Origin of the sequence: Brevibacterium permense (assembly GCF_013280495.1) — a bacterium.
Taxonomy (GTDB): domain Bacteria; phylum Actinomycetota; class Actinomycetes; order Actinomycetales; family Brevibacteriaceae; genus Brevibacterium; species Brevibacterium permense.
The window spans coordinates 129,709-148,604 of the sequence record NZ_JABSSX010000001.1 but is presented as its reverse complement, the minus strand read 5'-3'; the positions used below and the strand labels follow the sequence as shown (position 1 = coordinate 148,604).

The following is an 18,896-nucleotide window of genomic DNA, read 5'->3' as shown; positions in this document are numbered from 1 at the left end:
CTCCTCAGTCAGCGATGTAATCGACGAACACCCGGTAAGCGGTGGCGAACGTCTTGAACGGTGCCTCCTGGGTGATGCGGAACTTCCGGCCTACCAGCAGCGGATCCATGCGTGAGTCGGTGACCTCGACGACGTCGCCGACATTGATCCGGTACGCGCCGACCGGCAGGTGGACGGACATGCGCTGGACCGTGAGAGCGGTCTCGGCGGTGTTCTTCTCCTGCTCGTAGCCCTCGTAGGACTGCAGCTTGCACTTGCCGGTGTAGACGTCTGCGTAGACCGGGACCACCTTCGCGGTCTCCCGGTCAGTGGTCTCTCCGGTTACGCGGCGGATGAGGCACTGATCTTGCATCAGAGCCTCGGCGCGGCGGCGGCCCCGCAGAGTGACTGCGCGTGCCCTTGCGCTCACAGCGAGTTCACCACGGCCACAGACCCACCGAAACGCTTCCGCAGCGCCTTGCGGGTGCGTTCAGGCAGATCCATCGGAGTGACCTGCTCAACGCCCTCACCAGACGTGGCGTAAGCCTCCCGGTAGTCGTCGACCCCCATCGAGGACATGCGACCGTTCTGCAGATCCCAGCCGCCCTCGCGAGACGCGATGAGTCCCGCGATCACCATGGATGCACAGAGCGTCTGGATGTCCTTCGGCGTGACGTCGAAGCCATGGAAGTAGGTGATCCGCAGGGTGGGAAGAGCAGCGCCGCATGCCCAGCCTTGCGCTCGGTACACGCCATTGCTTGCCACTCGGTAGGTGTTCGGGTCGATCAGTTCACCATCAGCACGGATCTCGTCGACTCGACGAATCGGGGCACCAGGCAGGTTGAGCAACCGCTCGTTGAGCCCGAGCACCTCGATAGCTGACGTCTCGGCGAGTATGCCCGTGCCGGCGGCAGAGGTTATGGCTGACGATGCCGATTCGATGAGCTCATTGACCGTTGCGGTCTCGGAGTCCTCGAAAGTCTCGCCGTAGAGCGCGAGCGCCGTGGGTTGGATCAGCATCGTCAGTCACCCCCTCATTCGTCGAACAGTGCGCGGATCTCGTCGCGCTTGAGCCCGTCGAGCTGTTCCTCTGCGAACCCCTGGGCGAGCGCGTAGGCCTCCCATTCGCCGCGGGACGCGTTGCCGGACGGGACGGCCGGCGTCTCAGTGGAAGACTCGTCCGAATCGTCGTCGGAATCTTCCACCTGTTCTTCGGACTGTTCGCCCTGGTCAGTCGGGTCCGAGTTGGTCTCGTGGAAGGAATCGTCCGAGTTATCCTCAGAATCTTCCACCTCGGAGCCCGACTGGGCCTCCTGCTTCTCGGAGTCGACTTTGCCCTTCTTGGACTTCTTCTTGCCCTTGGCCTCGACTGCCACGACGTGGCCGCCGCCGATCAGCCCGGAGGCGACCGACGGGGCCACGTCGAAGACGAGACCGTTGGGTCCCTTCACGAGAGTCATGAGTGAACCTTCCGATCAGGCTGCCGTGTAGACAGCGATGGCCTTCGGGCGAACAACCTTTGCGCCGTAGACGTGGAGACCACGCAGACGGTCAGCGAACTTGTTCTCGGCGCGCATCGCCTCGGTCTTCTGGATCTGCGACACGAACGCCAGAGACGAACGGTGCATGGCCACGACCTGCGGGGCGTCAGTCTCGGGCAGGTTCTCCGAGCCGTACCCGTCGAGTCGCAGGATCTTTCCCAGAGAGGCGTTGCGCAGGCCCTCGGTGGTCCCGGACTGATCAGCGTTGGTCATCTTCGAGTCATGCTCGAAGAGCAGCGCCTCGAACTCAGCGTTCGCGACGAAGACACGGTTCTCCTTCGGCACGGCAGCCTTGTTGAGGGCCTTGACCAGGTCGCGCAGAACATTCCACGCGGTCTTCGCATCCGTTGCCGGAGCGCCGGGAGTCACGGCGGTGCCGTTGGTTACGGCGAGCGCGGCGAGGAACTTGTCAGCATCTTCAACGAGTCCGTCGGCGGCCGACTTTGTGTACTCGTTGAGGTTGCCGGCGGCCTGGGCGCGGTCGATGTCGTCGACGTAGAAGTCGAAGTTCTTCTCCTGGTCGACGTCGAGCTCGATGCCGGTGTCCGAGATTGCGTCAGCACTGGTGGTGCGGTTCGCAGCCTTGTAGTCCTTGATCGCGATCGGCACCGGGCTGGTGATGTGGAGCTTGTTCCCCGAACGAAGATCGCCCTCGTACTCACGGTTGGTGAGTCCTGCCCACACCGCGGTGTGGCGGAACTCGGTGAGCATCTTGGCCGACCAGATCTCCGGGATGAAATTGGTAATCGCCATGGCGATCGTCCCTTCTGGTTAGGTGACTTCCCTGGTGGGAGTCATGAGGTTTCGATCCGGCCCTCGTTGTAGGCCTTGGTAATCTCGTCCGGAGACATACCCTTGAGATCGTCTTTCGTGAGCTTCTTTTTCCGCGGCTGTTTGCCACGCCCGGAGTCGAAACTCGCGTTGCCGCCTTGCGCGGCTAGTTCGGGGTTCTCTTCCAACAGGTCGGAAATGGCCTCCTGGATTTGCTCGGTGTCGACGTCCCCGTTCTCGTCAACATCGAAATCTGTAAGGTCGAGCAGGCGGAGAGCGAGCGCCGGGTTTCGGAGCTTGCCGGCAGCCGCGGACTTCACCTCGGAGCGGATCACGCGGGCGTTGGCTGCGGTCATCGCCTCGGCTCGGGCTTCGGCGCGGGCCTGCTCGAGTTCGTTCTCCTCGGGCGTCTTGTCTTTCGCCGCCAACTGCCTTTTGAGTTCGGCGATCTCTGCCTCGCGTTCCTTCGCGAGCTTCTTCGCCTCATTCCGAGCAGTCTTCATACGGTCGAGGGCCTGCTTGCCCTTGTCGCCGAGCGAATCGCTGCCGTCCTCGTCGTCATCCTCGTCGTCGTGATTGTTGATCGAGTCGTCCTCAGTCGAGGTGTCCTCGTCAAGGTTGGTTTCCTCGTCGTCACTGTTCTCGGTGAGTTTCGGATCGTCAGCGGGTTTGAGCGTTGACATGGGTGTTCTCCTCCTGCATTGCGCATGGTGGGGTGCCGCCACGCTTGCCGTGGAGGCGGGGAATCTGTGGGTCAGACGAAGTAGCCGTACTCGGTGAGCAGGCTGACGAAACGCTCCTTGTCGGAGCCGGAGCGGCGGAGTATCTCGTCGACGGACAAGCGGCTGTACCCGCGTCGGCCAGCCTCGGAGGTGATCTTGTAGTAGCCGCGCCTTCCTACGCCTTCGGCGGTGAACCGGCCTGAGGTGGTCATACCTCGGCGGGAGTTGACCACTTGGTTCATGTCAGCGCCATTACGGATCGCCTCGGCGCCGGCCTTCGTATAGATGCGGTCCTGCTCAGCAGCAGTCAGTGCGTCGAACACTTCGTACGGGTCTGTGGCGAAGGTGTCGGCCATGGACTCCTGCGCGGGGATATGAACGCACCGGCAGTGCGGGTGGCGGAGGAACCCGGTGTTCCACGCGTAGTAGCGGCCAGCGAGCACTGAGCATCGTGCGCAGCACCCGAGAGAAGCCATGCGTACGTACCCGACCTTCTGTCGCGTCGAGCCGATCCGGATCTGCGAAGAGGCACGGCCCGCGTCAGCGACTCCGTACTGTACGAGCTTCGACAACTCCACCAGACCCGTCTGCATGGCCTCATTCGTCGAATACCCGCGCCCGATGTGGTCGAGAGCGTGGTAGGCGACACCGGCGAGCGCTGCGTCGAGTGTCGCCCCGGTGGCCGGCATGGTGCCGACGACCGCTCCCGGGCGGAGTCTGGCGTCGAGACCGTCGATGTTCTGGTCGTTGAACGCGAAGTCGATGTAGTCGTTGCTGTTGTCGATCGTCTCCGTCTGTGCCAGCATCACCGCGCCGATGACGCCGGCGGACAGTGTCTGCCAAGACGAGACGATGGATCCGGGGTTGACGCGTTTCCACGCCCTGCCTGCATGCTCGAACGCGGCCTCCGTCAGCTTCTCGGTGTTCTCCTTGTGGCGAGATGCTGCGCGGACGACGTCGGCGGTGCTCATAGCTGGTCTTGGTGAGTTTCAGGCTGGTCGAACACGCCTGGGTTACCAGTCGTGGCCATGCGGTTGATGACGCCGAGCGGGTCCTGCTCCTGCTCTTCCTTGATCATCTCCATGACACGGTCGATTTCGTGCGGGGGTAGGCCGTCCTGCTCGAGGAGGTACTTCATGGGGTAGCCGAGCTGCTTTTTCTTGAGCAGAGCGTCAGCACGCTGCGCGTCCGACCGGTATTGCGGGTCGGCCCACATCGGGGTGCCGGCTGCGATCGCATCGGCTTCCTTTTCCGAGCGGCCCATGGCGAGCGCGGTGAGGTAGTTTATGGTGCGCACGTCCTGGTTGACGAACAGGATCGACTGGCGGGCGCGGGAGACGAGACCGGCCTCAGAGATCGTCAACGCCTCGGCGGCGGTGTTGACCATCTTCCCGGACAGGTAATGCGGCGGGGTGCGGGTCTGCGCGGCGATGTGCTCGACAGCTTGCTGCGTGACCTCGAGGAACGGGGCGATCTGCGCTGCCGACCACTCGTGCGGTTTCGCCTCATCCCCGTTGATCCAGAGAATGTTCTCCCCGGTGAGGGAGTCGAGGTCGACAGGACGGTACCCGGCGATCTGCCCGTCGTTGTCGAGGACCGGCACCTCGGGGATGTCGGCGCCGGTGATGATGCGCTGAGGCAGGGATACCCGGTCGAGGGCGTTGAGGAGGTACGCCCAGTTGAGGTTGATCGCGTCCTGCATGGCCATGACACCCGAGATCTCTGAAATCGGGTGGTCGGGGCGGAGGAACGAACGGTTCTTCATCTCCACGATCGGTACGCAGCCGAGCGGGTTCTTCGCCGGCCAGGTGTCATCGGTGTTGTGGTGGCGTGGTTCCCACCCGCTGCCGACGTCGACGGGGCGGCCCTGGCGCATCTCGCGGTCCTCGGAGGTCTTTCGCTGGAACTTCCATACCTCGGTGGCCGTGTACAGGGTCGCGTATTCCCAGTTGTCATCGGCCCACATGATCAGCGCGGCACGACGGACACCCGTCGCCGGGTCCTCGTCGACGATCGTGAGCTCGGGATGCTCGAACGTGATCCGGGGACGGTCGGCACGATTCGTGGGCGATACGAGCGCGAAGGCCCGCGAGGCCGCCGAACGGACGGCGAGCGCCTCCTGGATGCCGGCGTCGGCTCCGGTGGCTTCCCAGGCGCGGGAGAGTTCTGTGTCGGCGCCGAGCTTCCCGGCTGGTCGTAGGCCGAGGTAGACCATGCGTTCGCCTACGGCCTCGACGACAGGTGCACACCAGTTGTCGGTGAACCCGGCGTAGCGTTCGTGGAATTTCTCCCTGAACTTGTCCGAGGCGAAGCGGAGGCGGCCGGTTTCACCGGTGAGGTAGTTCATGCGCTTCGAGATCTCGCCGCGGCGGTACTGCAGGTCCTGCGAGAGACGGTCTGTCATCTTCTCGGCCTGGTCGACGCTGAGTGTGGGCATGTCACCTCCATTTCGTCGATGTGCCGGTGTAGATCGTGGACTTCTTCGTGTTCTTCGCTCCCGACTTCACAGCGTCGAGAGCGGCCTGGTGGGCGAGGACTGAGGACATGGTGAGGTCGATCTTCTGATCCTCAGAAGCCTTCTTGATGTAGTACTTGCCGTGGCCGCCGACAGCGGACTCGACAGCGTTACGGATGTGGATCGACACCGTCTCGTCGGCGTCATGAGAGAACTCCGACTCCGGGTCGACGACGGTCATCTTGAACGCTTCCAGCGCCTCCCACATCTGGCCGAGACGGTTCGTCGCGAACTCAACGATCACGTCGCCGTACTTCGCCGACCACTCAGCTAGCTCGGTGCGGTAACCGAACGGGTCGAAGTAGGCTCGGACGACTTCGTACTCGGAGAGGATGTCGGCGAGCGCGGCATCTACTTCGAGACGGGGAATGCGGCCGTCCCATCGGCGCGGGTCCCAGATCGTCTTGCGGGCACCGTTGTGGTAGGTCGGGGTGAACTGGTGGAAGTCGAGTGTCTCGGCGCGGAAACCGGTCCAGTCGTTCGTCTCCGAACCGTCGAATCCTAGGCAGATCTTCGTACGCGGCTTTACCTCGACGCGAGGTTCTGCTGCGCGGAGGTCCCACACGGTCTGTTTGATCCAATGTGCGGAGCCGGCGACGATGCGGTTGCCGTAGAAGCGTTCTGCCTCGGCGGGGTGCTCGCGCATGAGGTCCTTGGCGGTCTTCTCGATGTCGCGGAGGTCGACCCAGGGCGAGAACTGGTAGTTGTAGCGGAAGATCTGCATCCGCTCGCCGGGTTTCTCGAAGTCGAGGTGCTTCGGTGGCGGGAAGTGGTGGACGTAGACGTCGTCGAGGCCGGACTCCATGGTGTCCTTCTGCAGCCACGAGCTCTCGGCGGGGTCGGGTGGGTTCGAGGACTCGACCATGCGGCCGCCCATTCCTCCGAGGCCACGGAGAAGGGTGCGGTTGAACTTCCGCATCTTGTTCGAGTCCGTGTACAGGCCCGTCTCATCGGGGAACGCTGCCGAGATTCGCGCGCCGAGCTTCGAATCAGCCTTCGAGGTGACGATCTCGATGAGAGAGTCACGGTTGCCGTTCGGGTGGCGAATGAACTCTTCACCGGTCTTCGGGATGACGTTGGCCAGCGGCCCGAAGTCGATCATCGGGACGAGAGCGCCCCACGTGTTCTCCACCTGGTCCTCAACGACTGCGGCGAGCTGGATGCGGGGCGTGGCGCGGGGCCGGCCCATCGGCTCGCCGGCCATGAAGTCGTATTCCCACCCGCACGGGCACCGGTGTTCGGCGCAACGGTAGGTCTCGCCGCCGGTTGCGAACCCGTCGAACTGGGACGGGCCCACGAACTCGATCAGCGCGTGGCCGGCGATACCCGGCGACTTGCCGATCTTCTGCGCGGCCACCCATGCTGAGCGGCGGTAGTGGAACGCTGAGGCGAGCTCGCCGCGCTGCGCGTCCGGGCGGACGATGTAATGGTTGGCGAGGAAGATCTTGTGGTCGATCGTCGGCTCGAACATCTCACCGGACATGTCCCCGTCCGGGACCACGGCGTGATTCGCGAGCCAGTCCGCGAGGAAGTACCCCATCGTCTTGATTGGGTGAGGGATCGAGTAGTTCGGGCGCGGGACCTTCCGATCAGCCTGCACCGTCGTCACCCGCAGACGGGAAGAGATCCGCGATCTGCTGAGCGGTCGACTTGCGCGGCTTCGCTTCGGCGGCCGGCGCCGAGGCCTCGGACTTCTTCTGCAGCTCTTCCGTGGAGGCATAGCGCCACTTGTGACGGGCCATGCCGGAGAGGTTCACGCCGAGGTCTTCGGCCATGATGCGCATCTGCGTGAGCCGCGAAGCCGGGACATCGAAGTTCTCATTCTCGATCGACACGAGCAGACGTACGTAGATCGCGAGCGTCACCTGCTGGTGCTGGGACTCCCAGACGATGGACTGACCCATCTTCCAGAACTGCCGCCACAACTCGCGCTCACGATCAGTAAGACCAGGCTTGAGCGGCCAGTTCGGGGTTCGCCGGCGGTCAACACGCTCGGGCAGCTTGATCCACCCGTCCTCATTGCGGCGCTGACGGTAAGAGTTCAAGTCGGCCGGCGGGCCGCTACGTGCGCGTGCACCTCCTGATGCCATGGTCGATACCTCACTTCCGGCACCCTTGCGGTACCATCACGACGAGGCATTGCGCCCCGCGAAGTCCAAGAATTGCACCCGCCCTGACCTGGGGTTTCGGGATTTTTTGAACCCGACGCCGGTTACTTAACCCTCCCCGGCGGTCTCTAAATTCCCGGGCCAAGGGGGTCATCCCCCGGGGGCATGACGGCAAGACCACTTGCCTAGTCGCGTTGTCGGAAACCACCCGGCTGGTGGGCCGCTGTCTCTGCTGAGTGGCAGGGTTTGCATAGGCCCCGGCCGAAGCGTGGGTCGTTCGGGTTCAGTCCAGCATCCTCGAGCTCGCGACGGGAGCGAGGATAGTGATCGGCTTCGGTGGATGGTCGACGATGACACAGGATGCAGATCGGGTCTCGTGCGAGGACTGCCTCACGGAATGTGCGCCTATGCCGACGACCATAGCCTCGGGATGCGGGTGAGCCACGCAGCCTCTCGGCCTCACGGGCACAGCCGGCGCATAGCCGTGTGCCCTTGGGCACTAGCTCGGGGCAACCCTTGCCGTTGCATACCTTCCACACTGACTGCCTCCGAACATGACAGAAGGCCTGACCGGATGAACCGTGTCAGACCTTCATTGCCACCTCTGGTGACTCTACGAGAATTGTATGGGACAGATGACTGAAAGTCTACGCCCGCAAGGATCGCGCCTTGCGGCGTGTCGTTCGCGTCAACACTGCACGAACATCACCAAGGCGATACAGCTTCGTGCCTCGCTGGTCCTGACCAACAGCATTGAGCATCACGCGATCATGAGCATCACGACGACTCGTCCACTTGCGTGCTTGCTCATAGCTGATCTGCTCACCAGCTGCGCGAAGTGTGTCGACCACACGAGACAGCGGTGCTTCGTACGCTTCGATACGCCTGAGTCCTTCACGCCTGCGAGCACGCACATCGACCTGCGCCTTGCACCTCGGGCACACGGTCACGTCCTCACCCATCACGGGCCACAGCTCCACACCACAGCCAGCGCTCGGGCACGAGCCGGCGAACACACGCTCGGGTGGAATGTCGATCTGCTCCAATGCCTTGAGACACTGCTCGAGCAGATGATCATGCCAAGCCTCAGCCTGCGCATGCTTGACCACCCAGTCGCGCAACGGATCTAGGCTGGCTACGAGCTGCGGCACTGTCAGCATCCGATGCACTGGCCGCTCCTGCTCTGACACCCAAGCAGCGAGCATCGACCTGAGCACCTCGGTGATCCGATCAGCCACCTCGGCGGCACCAATGCGGAACACCATCGGCACAGCATCCGACGACCTGCGTTCACCCTGCGGTGTGGTGGCATCCTGCCTCAGCTTCGTCACCTCCAACTGCTGCACGATCGGAGCACACATGCGCACCAGGTCCGGCAGTGAGGCAGACCGAACATCACGGGCATCCCACATCGTCAACGTCCTCTCAGTTCTTTCTCGATACGACCACTCACCCAATCGCGGGGCCGCCACACATCCACGTCCTCACCGACCAGCAACAGGGTGGAGATCCACACCTTCTGCTCGGCCGATGTCGTGCCCGTCTCCGACTTCAACTCACGCCAGATCACACGCTTCTGCTTCGGATGCACCAACACCAGATCGGGGAACCCAGGTGTCGAGCGACGCGAGTCAAAGGTGTGATAGCTGAGCCAGCCCATCTGCTTGGCCAGAGCAATGATCAGATCCTGCAGCTGGGTCTCCGACATGGCCTTAGCTTGGAGAGCCCGGTAATCCTGCACCTTCACCGCTTCCTCCTCTTCCGCTTCTTCTGAGCAGGAGAATTCACAAGGGCAGCAGGTGGCGCCGACCGTCCAGACCCAGCCCTGCCCTTACCGTCACGTACCGAACCCTTACCGTCCCGACCCGACCCGGCATATCCAGATCCTGGATGCACACGACCTGCTGGAACCTGCTGTGACCTGCTTGGTGGCTCTGCGGGGTCACACTCCGACTGGTTTGTGTCGGGCGGTCCCTTCGGTCCAGAGCCGGTGTCTGCGGGGTCTGACTCCGTCTGGGTGGCGGATAGTCCCTCGGACCAGACTGTGTTCACCGCGGGGTCATCACACAACGGGTTGCCGTGCGGTCCCTCGGGCCGGTGAACGTCTCCCGCGGGGTCACGCTCCGCCTGGGTGGCGGGCTGTCCCTCGGACCGGGATGCAGGTGTTTCAGGTGTCCTCTGTGCTGCGGTGCCGGCGTCACGGCCGGGCGGTACACGCCCGGCTCTCACGTCGGCTTCGGCGGTGTCGGGGAGGACGATGTTATGGGTGATCACGTACTCGTGGGTGCGCAACCACTCCAACGTCTTCGGTTTGAAGTAGGGCGTCTTCGGCGGGGGCATCATCTGCTTCTCACGATGAGCCCGCGGCGCATCGAGCAGGGCCGCGTTGCATCTGCCGCAGGCGACCACCATGTCTTTTGGTGACTGCACCTGCCTGTCCAGATGGTCGTACGTTCCTGCCTTCTGGCCGCGCCGGTCGCCTTGGAAGTTGACGACGAGGCCGCAGTAGCGGCACGCGTCACCGTCGCGGAGGCGCACGGGGATCGTGAGTGCAGGGTTCGAGTTGTCGAGCTTGCGTTGGCGTTCCCATTCGATCTCCTCTCTCGTTCGCATGTGAATGAAGGTGTCGTCCTCGATGAGCTTGTAGGCGCGTCGGCCTTCCCCGTCAGCCACCTCGGTGAGGTAGCCGGCGGCAATAGCGACACTGATCAGCTCAGCGGCCCTTGAATGGCCTGCCATCTGCACGGCGGTGCCGTGGCTGATGACGTAGTCGGTGAGATGGGCGGTGGACTGCAAGGCGCAGCGGAGGACGAACCCGAATGCCTCGTTGACCAGCCGGTCGTCGACCCTCTTGTCTTCGAGGACGCTGAGGACGACGGGGTGGTTAGCGGCGGTGTCGCCAGTCCTGAGCCAAGGCATCCGGGTTATCTCCTGTGGTGGTGTTCGTCAGTGAGTGGATTCGAGGTGGCAAGTGCAGCCGCACGAGGCGAGCGCGTCGGTGGTGTCGTCCCAGGCTTCGCCGTCGCACTTGCGGCAGTTCCCGTCTCTGCAGTCGGGGCTGCGCGGAACAGAGCTCATCGTCGGGCGGCTCTGATCGCGGCGCGGATCTGTGCTTCCGCTTCGACTTTGTCGCTATTTCCGAGGAAGTAGGAATCAATGGCCCACGTCTTATACGCCCGGATCAGTGCGGCTTCGTCACCGTTCTCCATGTCCGCGAGCGTCTCAATGTCCTGGCCCGGCCCGTAGCACGAGCACCCACCGTCAGAGAACCAGTGGTAGCGGTGGCCGTCGTACCATGCTCCGAAGCATTCCCATTCGTAACCGCCTACGTCCTTGTCGAAGACGTTGATGAGTCCTGGGATCTCCTCGTCCGATTCGAGACCGGAGGCGAACCCAGTTCTCAGTTTCCTGTGGGCCTGCACGGGGTCCATGACTTCTCCACTGAGTGCAGTGTCTCGTTCAATGTTGCTCATGGTTGTGGTCCTTTCACATAGGTTTCGTCGACCCAGACTCGGCCGCAGCAGTGGCAGTGCCAGCCGACCGTCTCCGGGGACAGGTCTTCATTGATGAAGATCGGGTCCTTGTGCTCGTGGTGGCATCGGAACGACACAAGACGGGGTTCTGCCTCGCACAGGACCTTCTCCGAGATCGCCTCGTGCGGGCATTCCTCGTGCCCGGATTGCATCACGGTTGTTCGAGCTCTCTGCTGATGTCGTCACGCAGGCTTCGTGCTCTTCTGCTCTTAGAGTCGAGTGCTTCGTGGAAGCGAATCATGTTCTCGATCCGCTTCTGCCGAGCCAGCTCGGTGAGCGCTTCCGCCTCGGTCATCGTCAGTCGCCCTTCACGTTGACGATCTGGTGGAAGGTGTGGCGGATCTTCACGAGATCAGAGGCGTCATCCATGACCTGGTCGATGTCCTTGTACGCCTGCGGGATCTCGTCGATGAACGCGTCCGTGTCGCGGTACTCGATGCCTCGCATGGCTTCGCGAAGCTGGTCGTGGGTGAACGTCTTGCGTGCCTTCGAGCGGGAGAAGTTGCGGCCGGCGCCGTGCGGGGACGAGTTGAAGCTCATCTTGTTCCCTAAGCCTTCGACGACGTAGGACGCGGTGCCCATGGAGCCGGGGATGAGGCCGAGCTGCCCCTCACGAGCGCTGATTGCTCCCTTGCGGGAGATCCAGAGGTTGCGGCCGAAGTGGTGTTCCTTCTGGGTGAAGTTGTGGTGGCAGTTGATGCGCTCATGCTCGACCGGCTCCTCGCCCATGTGGGTGGCGAGCGCGTTGAGTACGCGGTCCATCATCTCTTCGCGGTTGAGGAGTGCGAAGTGCTGCGCCCAGTTGAGTTCGGCGATGTAGTGGTCGAATTCGGGTGTGCCTTCGACGAGGTAGGCGAGGTCCTTGTCGGGCAGATCGATCCAGTACTTCTTCGCGACGTCCTGTGCAACCTTGATGTGGTGCTGGGCGATCTTGTTGCCGATACCGCGTGACCCGGAGTGGAGGAACGCCCACACGCGGTGTTCTTCGTCGATGGTGATCTCGATGAAGTGGTTGCCGGAGCCGAGGGTGCCGAGCTGGTAGCGCCAGTTCGCGGCGTATTGGCTCGGCCCGGCTACCCGTGTTCCGAGGGTGCCACCGTCCATTTCTCCCCACATGTCCTCGAGTTCGCCGATCCGTCTCGCTGCGGTGTCGGTGAGCGTGCTGTTGTAGTGGCCAGCGGACAGTGGGACGCGGTTCTCGATGTCTTCCCGGAGCGCGGTGAGGGTGTTCGTGCCTGCGGTGCGCAGCTGGTCCGCGGTCCACTGGGTGCGGACGGCGATCATGCCGCAGCCGATGTCGACGCCGACCGCGGCGGGCATGATCGCTCGGTCGGTGGGGATGACGGAGCCGACGGTGGCGCCCTTGCCGAGGTGTGCGTCAGGCATGAGTGCGAGGTGCGGGTGAACGAACGGCATCTCCGAAGTGGTGCGAGCCTGCCACTCGGTGTCGTTCTCGAGGATGGATGCCCAGTTGTAGAGCTTCGGTGTGATCTGGTTGATGGTCATGTTCAGAGTCCTTTCGGGACGATCTTGCGGGCATGGATACCGTCAGCGGAGGGGCCGGGGTCTCCGTCGTACCCGGCGACATAGTGCTAGTGGTCGGACATGTCTTCCGGATGCCAGCACATCTTGTCGCCGTACTTGATGTCCTCCACACGGATCGGCTCGACGAGGTCAGCACCCGCCCGCGCGGCCAGCGCGGCGGCAAGACCGCCTCGTAGCGCCTCGGAGAGCTCATGGGCGGCTAGCTTGGCCTCTAGCTCGAGCACCCGGCGCCGGTATACACGGCGAAGACGAACGACCATGGCCACCGAGGCGGCCGAGACGAGGATCGTGAAGAGTGAGATTGCGAAGCTGAGACTCATTTACGTGTCCTCCAATCCGTCAAGCGGTCCCACACGCTGTCGGGGATGACCTTGTGGTTGATGACCCACACCCACAGGTGAGCGGGGAGGATGAGGAGCTTCTCAAGCAGAGACAGAATCACCGGTGTGCTCCTTCTTGCGCGTGTGTCGGCAGTTGGGGCAGCACCAGCCGCGGCCGTTCTTCTGCCCAGCCGTGCATGCTAGTGGTGTGGTGTTGCAGGACTGGCAGGGGAACACGGGGTGGTCGCAGTACTTGTGGGAGCAGTTCTTAAGCAGTGGCATCGGTCTTCTCCTGGTGTGTGCAGTTCGGGCAGCAGCCGTAGCCGCGGTCTCGGGTGAGGGCCTTGCACGAGATGACGGTGACGCCGCAGTGGGTGCAGTGTCCCCATTTGTCTCGGGCGGATTCGACTTTCGGGATCGTCACGCGGGCACCTTCCCTCGGTACTTCGGTGGGGCCATACAGTGCTCGACGAACTCTCGCCCTTCCGGGGTGAGTGCGTACTCGGCGGCGTCTGCCCAGGAGGCACGGTCACTGTTCGGTTTATGGTGGGCCGGCACCGGGTCGCCGACCGGCTGGTGGGTCATGATCGCGGCATAGGCGGTGTTCGTGATGCGAGAGGCGATCTCGCCCCGGTAGACACGTGCGATCGTGTTCCCGGCGACGCCGACCCGCTTCGCGACAGCGTTCACGGTGCCGTAGTGAGCGACGAGCTCGATCACTCGGATCTTCGCGTCACCGATCGGGCGCATCGTCGCTTCGAGGTGCTTGTTCCGGCAGACCCGGCACATGCCGGCCGCGTGAACGGTGCGTGTGCAGCCGTCGGTCTTGCAGATGTTCTTATTCACCATGCTCGTTCCTTCCATGCGTCCGATCCCCACACCTTCGTGGCGAGGCGAGCGCTGTGCTCGGCTTCCTCAGCGAAGTGGGACTGAGGGCACTTCTTCCGTTTCGTGGGGTGCTCATGCTTGTGGCATTGGCGTCGCCAGGCGTCGTATCTGGGGTCGTTGTCTGCGAGTTTCTGGGCGATGTCGGCTCGCATTGCGACGAAGGACATGAGCATGCAGACGCCGTGCTCGGCCATGCGTGGGCCGCCGGGCAGGTACTGGTTGCCGTCTTCGTCGAACTGGACTCCGTGGCCGATGGTGAGGGCCTTGCGGGCCTCGACTTGTCGGCATCCGATGCATTCCTCTTCGCCGTACCACCAGTCAGTCGAGTGGTCCTCGTACCATTCGGAGAGTCCGGCAGGCCACTTCAACATCACCCGGTCGGTCTGGCCGGACGCTTCGTCGATGACCTTCCGTTCCTTGTTGTCGGCAGGCTTGCGGATCATCTCGAAGATGTCGATCTGCCCGGGTGTGTTCGTCAACAGGGCACCTCCAAGGAGTCTTCGAGCGCACGGAGGCGTCGGCGGCGCAGCACCTCTTCAAGGAGGGAGAACGCACGGTCGCGGTTGAGAGTGAAGAGGTAGTACTCGTACTTCTCATCCGCGTCGTTCCACTCCCAGATCACCCAGTACCGGTGATGGAACTGGACATGGCCCTTCGGCTTCTCCTGGAGAATGCGGAACTGCGCCGGGGTGATCCGCTTCATGACCTACTCCCGTCTTTGGCAGCGATGCCGACCCCCCCGATGACCCACAGCATGGTGAGGGCGGAAAGCCCGTTCGCGGTGAGAGTGATCGAGTAGGAGTAGAAGTAGCCGGCCATGCCGATCACAATCATCGGTAGATAGATGGTGAGCAGCCGGCGACGCAAGTACACCTCACGCGGGAACCGGCGCACCTCGGCGCGGGTGTGGGTGCTCATGCCGCATCACCACCGTCGAACATGACCGGCTGAGTGAGACCGAGCTTCGCGGCCAGGTCCTCGGAGTGGAACGAGAAGAGGTACATGGTCTGCCGCACCTGACCGTTGTGATGCCTGGGTGCGTTGTGCTGGGGGCGCACCACGAACCACTCCTGGTAGCGGGTGCCCTGCCGGGGCCGCCACTCGAACTCGTCGACCATGCAGCCCTTCGACTTGTCCCACTTCTTGCCGATGCACCGGCGCACCGCGATCTTCTTCTCGATCAGCATGGCGCGCACCTTCGGTCCTGTGGTGCCCCAGTGGGATGCGAAGTACTCGATCGTGATGATGTCGTCCATCTCAGCGATGAACCGCTCGTGGTAGCGGATCTTCGGGGCGTCGAGTTCGGCCTGCATCTTCGCGGCTTCGAGCTCTCGCTCTGCGTCGAGGACCATCTGGGCGAGAGCGGCGCGGGATGGGAGTGCCGGTACCGAGGTCTTCGTCGCCTCGGCGAATGCTTTGACCAGGTTGATCTTGAAGCCGACAACCTGCGGGGTGTTCCGCATCAGAGTCAGCAGCGCGGTCGACTGTTCCTCACTGAGTCTCGCGAACCGGACCTGCGAGTTGTTGTAGCCAGGTCGCGTTTCAAACGCGACCTGCCCGAACGCGGCCTCGATGACGCTGAGGTGAGTCTCGAGGAGTTCGAGAGCGTTCTTGTGCTGGATGCCGGCATGTTCCGACACGACCTCTGATGTGGTGAACGGGACCCCGTCGATGACTTTGACGAGTCCGCTAGACTGATTCGTAGACATTGGTTGATCACCTTCCTGGTGTCTCTCGCCCTCGCCCTGCCCGGCGGGGGCTCTTCATTTGCAATGGCTGCGAGCAGGCCCCGGGGCTTCCCCCTCCACCGGGACCCACCCGGTTCATGGGGTCGGCTTCTGCCGGATCTTCGACACGACCTCGTCCTCAGTGATCAGTCGGAGCGCCGCGATGTTCGCGTCTGCTTCGTCGTAGATGTTGAGGAGGGTGTCGGCGACGGGGTCGATGTTGTCGACGTCCATGTCGTAGGAGACCGGGGCGGCCATGACCTCGGCGGCGAGCGCTTCGACGCGGTTCTTGGTGGCGAGCTTCATGTTGAACAGTGCGTCGAGTCGCGACTGCTCCATCTCGGTGGGCATCTCGGCGCGGGGCATCAGTCGCAGTCCCCTGCTGAGACTGCGTGAAGCACTGCCGAGGCAGGCAGGGTTGGTTCCGGGCGGAACCCGACCGGGCGGATCGGTCGGGCTGCGGCGATGCGGAGGCGTTCGTCCTCGGCGGCGGCGGTGCCGATCTCGACGAGGTCGCGACGTTCACCGGCGGTCATGTCGAACACACTGTTTATGGCCTGCTCGAGGACTGCTTCGACGCGTGCCAGGTGCGACATTGGGAATCCGTCGCGCTGTGCCCCGCGGTATTGACGGAGGACTGCGGCGAGTCGCTCGGCGTCGGTGATCGCCTGGTTGATCGAGGCGTTCCTGCGGATGGTGGCTGGGGTGGGTGCTGGTGTGGTCATCGTTGAACACTTCCTGTCTTGGTCTGTGGCGGTGTGGGTGGTCATGCTGATTCGCTCTCTTCGAGCCACGCGTCGAGAGCTTCGAGCCGGTACCCGATGCACTTCTGCGTTGCGCCGTTGCGGGACTTGATCCACTTCGGTGAGCGCCCTCCCCCGTCGCCTCGGTCGAGGTATCGCCACGATGCGAGGGTGTTGGCCGGTACTCCGATGTACTCGGCGGCCTCGGCGGGTTTGAGGACGCGCTTCATCACTGTCGAGTCGGTCATGAGTGCGTTGCCTTGTAGCGGGCGAGCGCGTCGCCGGAGACTTCGAACGGGTACGGGTCGTGCAGGCGATTCCGCTTCGCGCCCCGGTTGAGCATCCTCGCGTCGAGGTCGTGCAGGACGGCGAAGTCGCGGTACTCGTTGTCACGGTGTTCCGCGAGCTCCGTGGTGCTAGTCATCACGCGACCTCCTTTGCGCTGCGGCCTTTACTTGATTCCATGTGGCCTTTTTCTGTGTCCACTCGGGTCAAAAAAAGGTCCTCTACGCCGACCTGCAGAAAATGCGCGATGCGTAGTGCTGGGTTTGTTTCGAGCGTCTTCGCCTCACCTTTGATGAGTCGAGCCACGTAGCTGTGTGATTTCCAGCCGGCAGCTCGTGCGAGCTCACGCTGAGAAACGCCCTGGACGATCATGAGTCGAGCCAGCTTCTTGCGGTCTCGAAGCTCCATCCAGATCCCTCCTAGTTGGTAGACCTTTGCTGTAGCCATAACTGTACCTTCCGATCTGCCGGGTGTCCACTAATTACGGCCATTATATTCACGCTGGTGTCCACTTGGCAAGTGGCAATTCCCTAGGTTCCGCGCGGGGCCGGGCATCGTGTCCCCTTTTTGCTTAGACTTTCTAGTGTCCACTGGAATTGTCCAGCCGGTGACCTGGTGTGTTGCCGACTGTCATCGCCCCTAGGAAGATGTGATCCGTGAGCACTGAATTGACCCCGCTCGGCCGACTCATCGCCGGAGCACAGCAGGACCGCCAATGGTCCAACCGCGCCCTTGAGAGGCGTGCCGAAGAGCTGGGTCTGTCCGGGTTCACGAAGACCAACATCGGCAAGATGAAGAACGAGCCGCCCAGGCACATCAGCACGGCGACACTCAAGAACCTCGCGATCCTCATCCAGGTTCCAGAGCGCGTCGTCGTCGAAGCAGCGATCCGATCAACGAACCTCGAGTACCCCGAACGCAACACCACCGGGGCAGCCGAGGCGATCGAGAACGACGTGGAGATCTCCGCCAGGGACAAGCGCATTCTTCTTGCCGCGATCACGGCGATGAAGGAAGCAGGTGATGGCGATGGAAAAGCCACCCCACATACAGACGCCGGCGGGACGCCGGTCACAGGAGCAGACGACGGGCTCGGTGCATTCGGAGGCCGAGCCCGAGGAGACCTCGACCACGAATCCATCAACGACGGCAGCGGGGACAACGTCCGACGACTGCGCGGCCCCAAGCCAGAGGCGAGCGCGGCACAGGACGAGGGCGACGATGCGCCGGTCGATGAGATCATGCGGCACGCTGCGTATCAGCCCGACGAGACAAAGGACGACAGCTGATGGAAGACACCAAGAGAGTGAAGGAAGTCGGGGTGCGGTATTTCCGCGTTTCGCAGTCCACGCCTGACGGGGAGTTCCTACCCGACGAGTTTGATTGGGAGCGGGTCCATAACTTCCTGAGCGGCCACGCGCACCACCAGGCGAAGCTCGAGGACCACTGGTTCAGCAGATATCCCGATCTGTCGAGCTTCGCGATACATCGGCCGATTTCAACTGATTTCATGACCCAGCTGGACTCTGACGGACCTGTCAAGGACCTAGCGGACAGCACAGGTGACGACGGTAAACCGCTTTCAATTTCGACTTTCGTAATGCCTTTCGGAGCACGCCCCTACTTCGTGCTGGCGAGCGGCGGCCAGAACCCACCCGGCAAGGCCCAGCTGCTGGCTCTCCTCGAAGAGGCGTACCCACAGGAACGTGGCATCCATTGGAAAATCAGTCCAGTAATGGGATCTGGCAAACTCCAACAACTGAAGCGCGAAGGCGAGATCACCGAATTCAGGTCCCAGTTCGCGACTCAGCGAGATCTACTCAAGCTAATCGAGGACCAGTCCCAGCAAGGCACGCTTCCGGGGCCCATCCAGCTTGAACAGCAGCTTACAGAGGAGGTCGGGGATGACGTCGAAGTTGAAATCAAAGTTCGCCTCACCAAAGCGGGCCGTCAAAAGCAGAAGTCTCGACGCGGCCTGGCTTCACTCTTCCTCAGCTCCTCCCGCCTGTTCATCCAGCCAGGCAAAAAGTCCGAAGCTAAGATATATAACTCCGATGGGCACATTGAGGACGTCAGCCTCGTAGAGTCGAATCTCGCCCACAAGGAGGAAGTGTCAGTGGCTGGCGATAGATTGACTTTCAGCGGGTTAGTCGGCGAGATTCATGGCCGGCGAACCGACCTCGAGCGTATTCTGGATGTCGAGGTGGACGGAGGCTGAT

30 protein-coding genes are annotated in these 18,896 nt (G+C 62.7%); 2 read left to right on the top strand and 28 right to left on the bottom strand.

The features are described 5' to 3' along the window. Nucleotides 1-4: 4 nt before the first annotated feature. The 28 genes from HK353_RS00735 to HK353_RS00605 form a co-directional block, all read right to left on the bottom strand. Complete coding sequence (locus tag HK353_RS00735) at nt 5-409, bottom strand: DUF6093 family protein (RefSeq protein WP_173151332.1); 405 nt, start codon at nt 407-409, stop codon at nt 5-7. Beyond that, a complete protein-coding gene (locus HK353_RS00730) occupies nt 406-999 on the bottom strand; it encodes a hypothetical protein (RefSeq protein ID WP_173151330.1) in 594 nt (197 codons plus the stop codon). The genes HK353_RS00735 and HK353_RS00730 overlap by 4 nt, the downstream gene beginning before the upstream one ends. Before the next feature lie 14 nt (nt 1,000-1,013). Continuing rightward, nucleotides 1,014-1,439, bottom strand: coding sequence for a hypothetical protein (locus HK353_RS00725; RefSeq protein WP_173151328.1), 426 nt, complete (start codon nt 1,437-1,439; stop codon nt 1,014-1,016). A gap of 15 nt (nt 1,440-1,454) precedes the next feature. Then, entirely contained in the window at nt 1,455-2,273 is an 819-nt protein-coding gene (locus HK353_RS00720; protein WP_173151326.1) for a phage major capsid protein, read from the bottom strand. 41 nt (nt 2,274-2,314) lie between these two features. After that, nucleotides 2,315-2,974 (bottom strand): phage scaffolding protein, encoded by a 660-nt coding sequence (locus tag HK353_RS00715; RefSeq protein ID WP_173151324.1) that lies wholly within the window; start codon nt 2,972-2,974, stop codon nt 2,315-2,317. 71 nt (nt 2,975-3,045) lie between these two features. Further along, nucleotides 3,046-3,984 (bottom strand): VG15 protein, encoded by a 939-nt coding sequence (locus HK353_RS00710; RefSeq protein WP_173151322.1) that lies wholly within the window; start codon nt 3,982-3,984, stop codon nt 3,046-3,048. Next, nucleotides 3,981-5,450, bottom strand: coding sequence for a phage portal protein (locus HK353_RS00705; RefSeq protein WP_173151320.1), 1,470 nt, complete (start codon nt 5,448-5,450; stop codon nt 3,981-3,983). The genes HK353_RS00710 and HK353_RS00705 overlap by 4 nt, the downstream gene beginning before the upstream one ends. Nucleotide 5,451: 1 nt before the next feature. Beyond that, entirely contained in the window at nt 5,452-7,137 is a 1,686-nt protein-coding gene (locus HK353_RS00700) for a hypothetical protein (RefSeq protein WP_173151318.1), read from the bottom strand. Beyond that, nucleotides 7,118-7,573, bottom strand: coding sequence for a hypothetical protein (locus tag HK353_RS00695; RefSeq protein WP_173151316.1), 456 nt, complete (start codon nt 7,571-7,573; stop codon nt 7,118-7,120). Before HK353_RS00695 ends, HK353_RS00700 begins: the two co-directional genes overlap by 20 nt. 710 nt (nt 7,574-8,283) lie before the next feature. Next, entirely contained in the window at nt 8,284-9,048 is a 765-nt protein-coding gene (locus HK353_RS00690; protein ID WP_173151314.1) for a hypothetical protein, read from the bottom strand. A 2-nt stretch (nt 9,049-9,050) separates the two neighbouring features. Beyond that, nucleotides 9,051-9,383 carry a VRR-NUC domain-containing protein gene (locus tag HK353_RS00685; protein WP_342589767.1) on the bottom strand — a complete coding sequence of 111 codons (333 nt, stop codon included), beginning with the start codon at nt 9,381-9,383 and terminating at the stop codon, nt 9,051-9,053. Then, nucleotides 9,380-10,555: a hypothetical protein gene (locus tag HK353_RS00680; RefSeq protein ID WP_173151312.1), complete on the bottom strand. Its 1,176-nt coding sequence runs from the start codon at nt 10,553-10,555 to the stop codon at nt 9,380-9,382. Before HK353_RS00680 ends, HK353_RS00685 begins: the two co-directional genes overlap by 4 nt. A 155-nt stretch (nt 10,556-10,710) precedes the next feature. After that, entirely contained in the window at nt 10,711-11,109 is a 399-nt protein-coding gene (locus tag HK353_RS00675; protein ID WP_173151310.1) for a DUF7574 domain-containing protein, read from the bottom strand. Nucleotides 11,110-11,320: 211 nt separating this feature from the next. After that, nucleotides 11,321-11,464 carry a hypothetical protein gene (locus HK353_RS00670; protein ID WP_173151308.1) on the bottom strand — a complete coding sequence of 48 codons (144 nt, stop codon included), beginning with the start codon at nt 11,462-11,464 and terminating at the stop codon, nt 11,321-11,323. A 2-nt stretch (nt 11,465-11,466) separates the two neighbouring features. Beyond that, complete coding sequence (locus HK353_RS00665) at nt 11,467-12,675, bottom strand: RtcB family protein (protein WP_173151306.1); 1,209 nt, start codon at nt 12,673-12,675, stop codon at nt 11,467-11,469. An 86-nt stretch (nt 12,676-12,761) separates the two neighbouring features. After that, nucleotides 12,762-13,034 carry a hypothetical protein gene (locus HK353_RS00660; protein ID WP_173151304.1) on the bottom strand — a complete coding sequence of 91 codons (273 nt, stop codon included), beginning with the start codon at nt 13,032-13,034 and terminating at the stop codon, nt 12,762-12,764. Then, the gene (locus tag HK353_RS17255) at nt 13,031-13,156 is read right to left on the bottom strand and encodes a hypothetical protein (RefSeq protein WP_281063431.1); all 126 of its coding nucleotides are present in this window, start codon (nt 13,154-13,156) and stop codon (nt 13,031-13,033) included. Before HK353_RS17255 ends, HK353_RS00660 begins: the two co-directional genes overlap by 4 nt. A 146-nt stretch (nt 13,157-13,302) precedes the next feature. After that, on the bottom strand, nt 13,303-13,458 hold the full coding sequence (locus HK353_RS00655) for a hypothetical protein (RefSeq protein ID WP_173151302.1): 156 nt from the start codon (nt 13,456-13,458) through the stop codon (nt 13,303-13,305). Continuing rightward, the gene (locus tag HK353_RS00650; RefSeq protein WP_173151300.1) at nt 13,455-13,883 is read right to left on the bottom strand and encodes a hypothetical protein; all 429 of its coding nucleotides are present in this window, start codon (nt 13,881-13,883) and stop codon (nt 13,455-13,457) included. Before HK353_RS00650 ends, HK353_RS00655 begins: the two co-directional genes overlap by 4 nt. Continuing rightward, nucleotides 13,877-14,401 (bottom strand): hypothetical protein, encoded by a 525-nt coding sequence (locus tag HK353_RS00645; RefSeq protein ID WP_173151298.1) that lies wholly within the window; start codon nt 14,399-14,401, stop codon nt 13,877-13,879. Before HK353_RS00645 ends, HK353_RS00650 begins: the two co-directional genes overlap by 7 nt. Further along, nucleotides 14,398-14,625: a hypothetical protein gene (locus tag HK353_RS00640; protein WP_173151296.1), complete on the bottom strand. Its 228-nt coding sequence runs from the start codon at nt 14,623-14,625 to the stop codon at nt 14,398-14,400. Before HK353_RS00640 ends, HK353_RS00645 begins: the two co-directional genes overlap by 4 nt. Then, on the bottom strand, nt 14,622-14,840 hold the full coding sequence (locus HK353_RS00635; RefSeq protein WP_173151294.1) for a hypothetical protein: 219 nt from the start codon (nt 14,838-14,840) through the stop codon (nt 14,622-14,624). Before HK353_RS00635 ends, HK353_RS00640 begins: the two co-directional genes overlap by 4 nt. Then, entirely contained in the window at nt 14,837-15,631 is a 795-nt protein-coding gene (locus HK353_RS00630) for a Rha family transcriptional regulator (RefSeq protein ID WP_173151292.1), read from the bottom strand. The genes HK353_RS00635 and HK353_RS00630 overlap by 4 nt, the downstream gene beginning before the upstream one ends. Nucleotides 15,632-15,745: 114 nt before the next feature. Beyond that, complete coding sequence (locus HK353_RS00625) at nt 15,746-16,015, bottom strand: hypothetical protein (protein ID WP_173151290.1); 270 nt, start codon at nt 16,013-16,015, stop codon at nt 15,746-15,748. Continuing rightward, nucleotides 16,015-16,374 (bottom strand): hypothetical protein, encoded by a 360-nt coding sequence (locus HK353_RS00620; protein WP_173151288.1) that lies wholly within the window; start codon nt 16,372-16,374, stop codon nt 16,015-16,017. Before HK353_RS00620 ends, HK353_RS00625 begins: the two co-directional genes overlap by 1 nt. Before the next feature lie 41 nt (nt 16,375-16,415). Then, nucleotides 16,416-16,640 carry a hypothetical protein gene (locus tag HK353_RS00615; RefSeq protein WP_167199590.1) on the bottom strand — a complete coding sequence of 75 codons (225 nt, stop codon included), beginning with the start codon at nt 16,638-16,640 and terminating at the stop codon, nt 16,416-16,418. Further along, a complete protein-coding gene (locus HK353_RS00610) occupies nt 16,637-16,816 on the bottom strand; it encodes a hypothetical protein (protein WP_173151286.1) in 180 nt (59 codons plus the stop codon). Before HK353_RS00610 ends, HK353_RS00615 begins: the two co-directional genes overlap by 4 nt. Next, a complete protein-coding gene (locus HK353_RS00605; protein WP_173151284.1) occupies nt 16,816-17,124 on the bottom strand; it encodes a helix-turn-helix transcriptional regulator in 309 nt (102 codons plus the stop codon). Before HK353_RS00605 ends, HK353_RS00610 begins: the two co-directional genes overlap by 1 nt. Nucleotides 17,125-17,333: 209 nt before the next feature. On the opposite strand from HK353_RS00605, the gene HK353_RS00600 reads away from it, so the two are divergent. Beyond that, the gene (locus HK353_RS00600; RefSeq protein ID WP_173151282.1) at nt 17,334-17,966 is read left to right on the top strand and encodes a hypothetical protein; all 633 of its coding nucleotides are present in this window, start codon (nt 17,334-17,336) and stop codon (nt 17,964-17,966) included. Continuing rightward, the gene (locus HK353_RS00595) at nt 17,966-18,895 is read left to right on the top strand and encodes a hypothetical protein (protein ID WP_173151280.1); all 930 of its coding nucleotides are present in this window, start codon (nt 17,966-17,968) and stop codon (nt 18,893-18,895) included. The genes HK353_RS00600 and HK353_RS00595 overlap by 1 nt, the downstream gene beginning before the upstream one ends. The last annotated feature ends 1 nt before the right edge of the window (nt 18,896 follow it).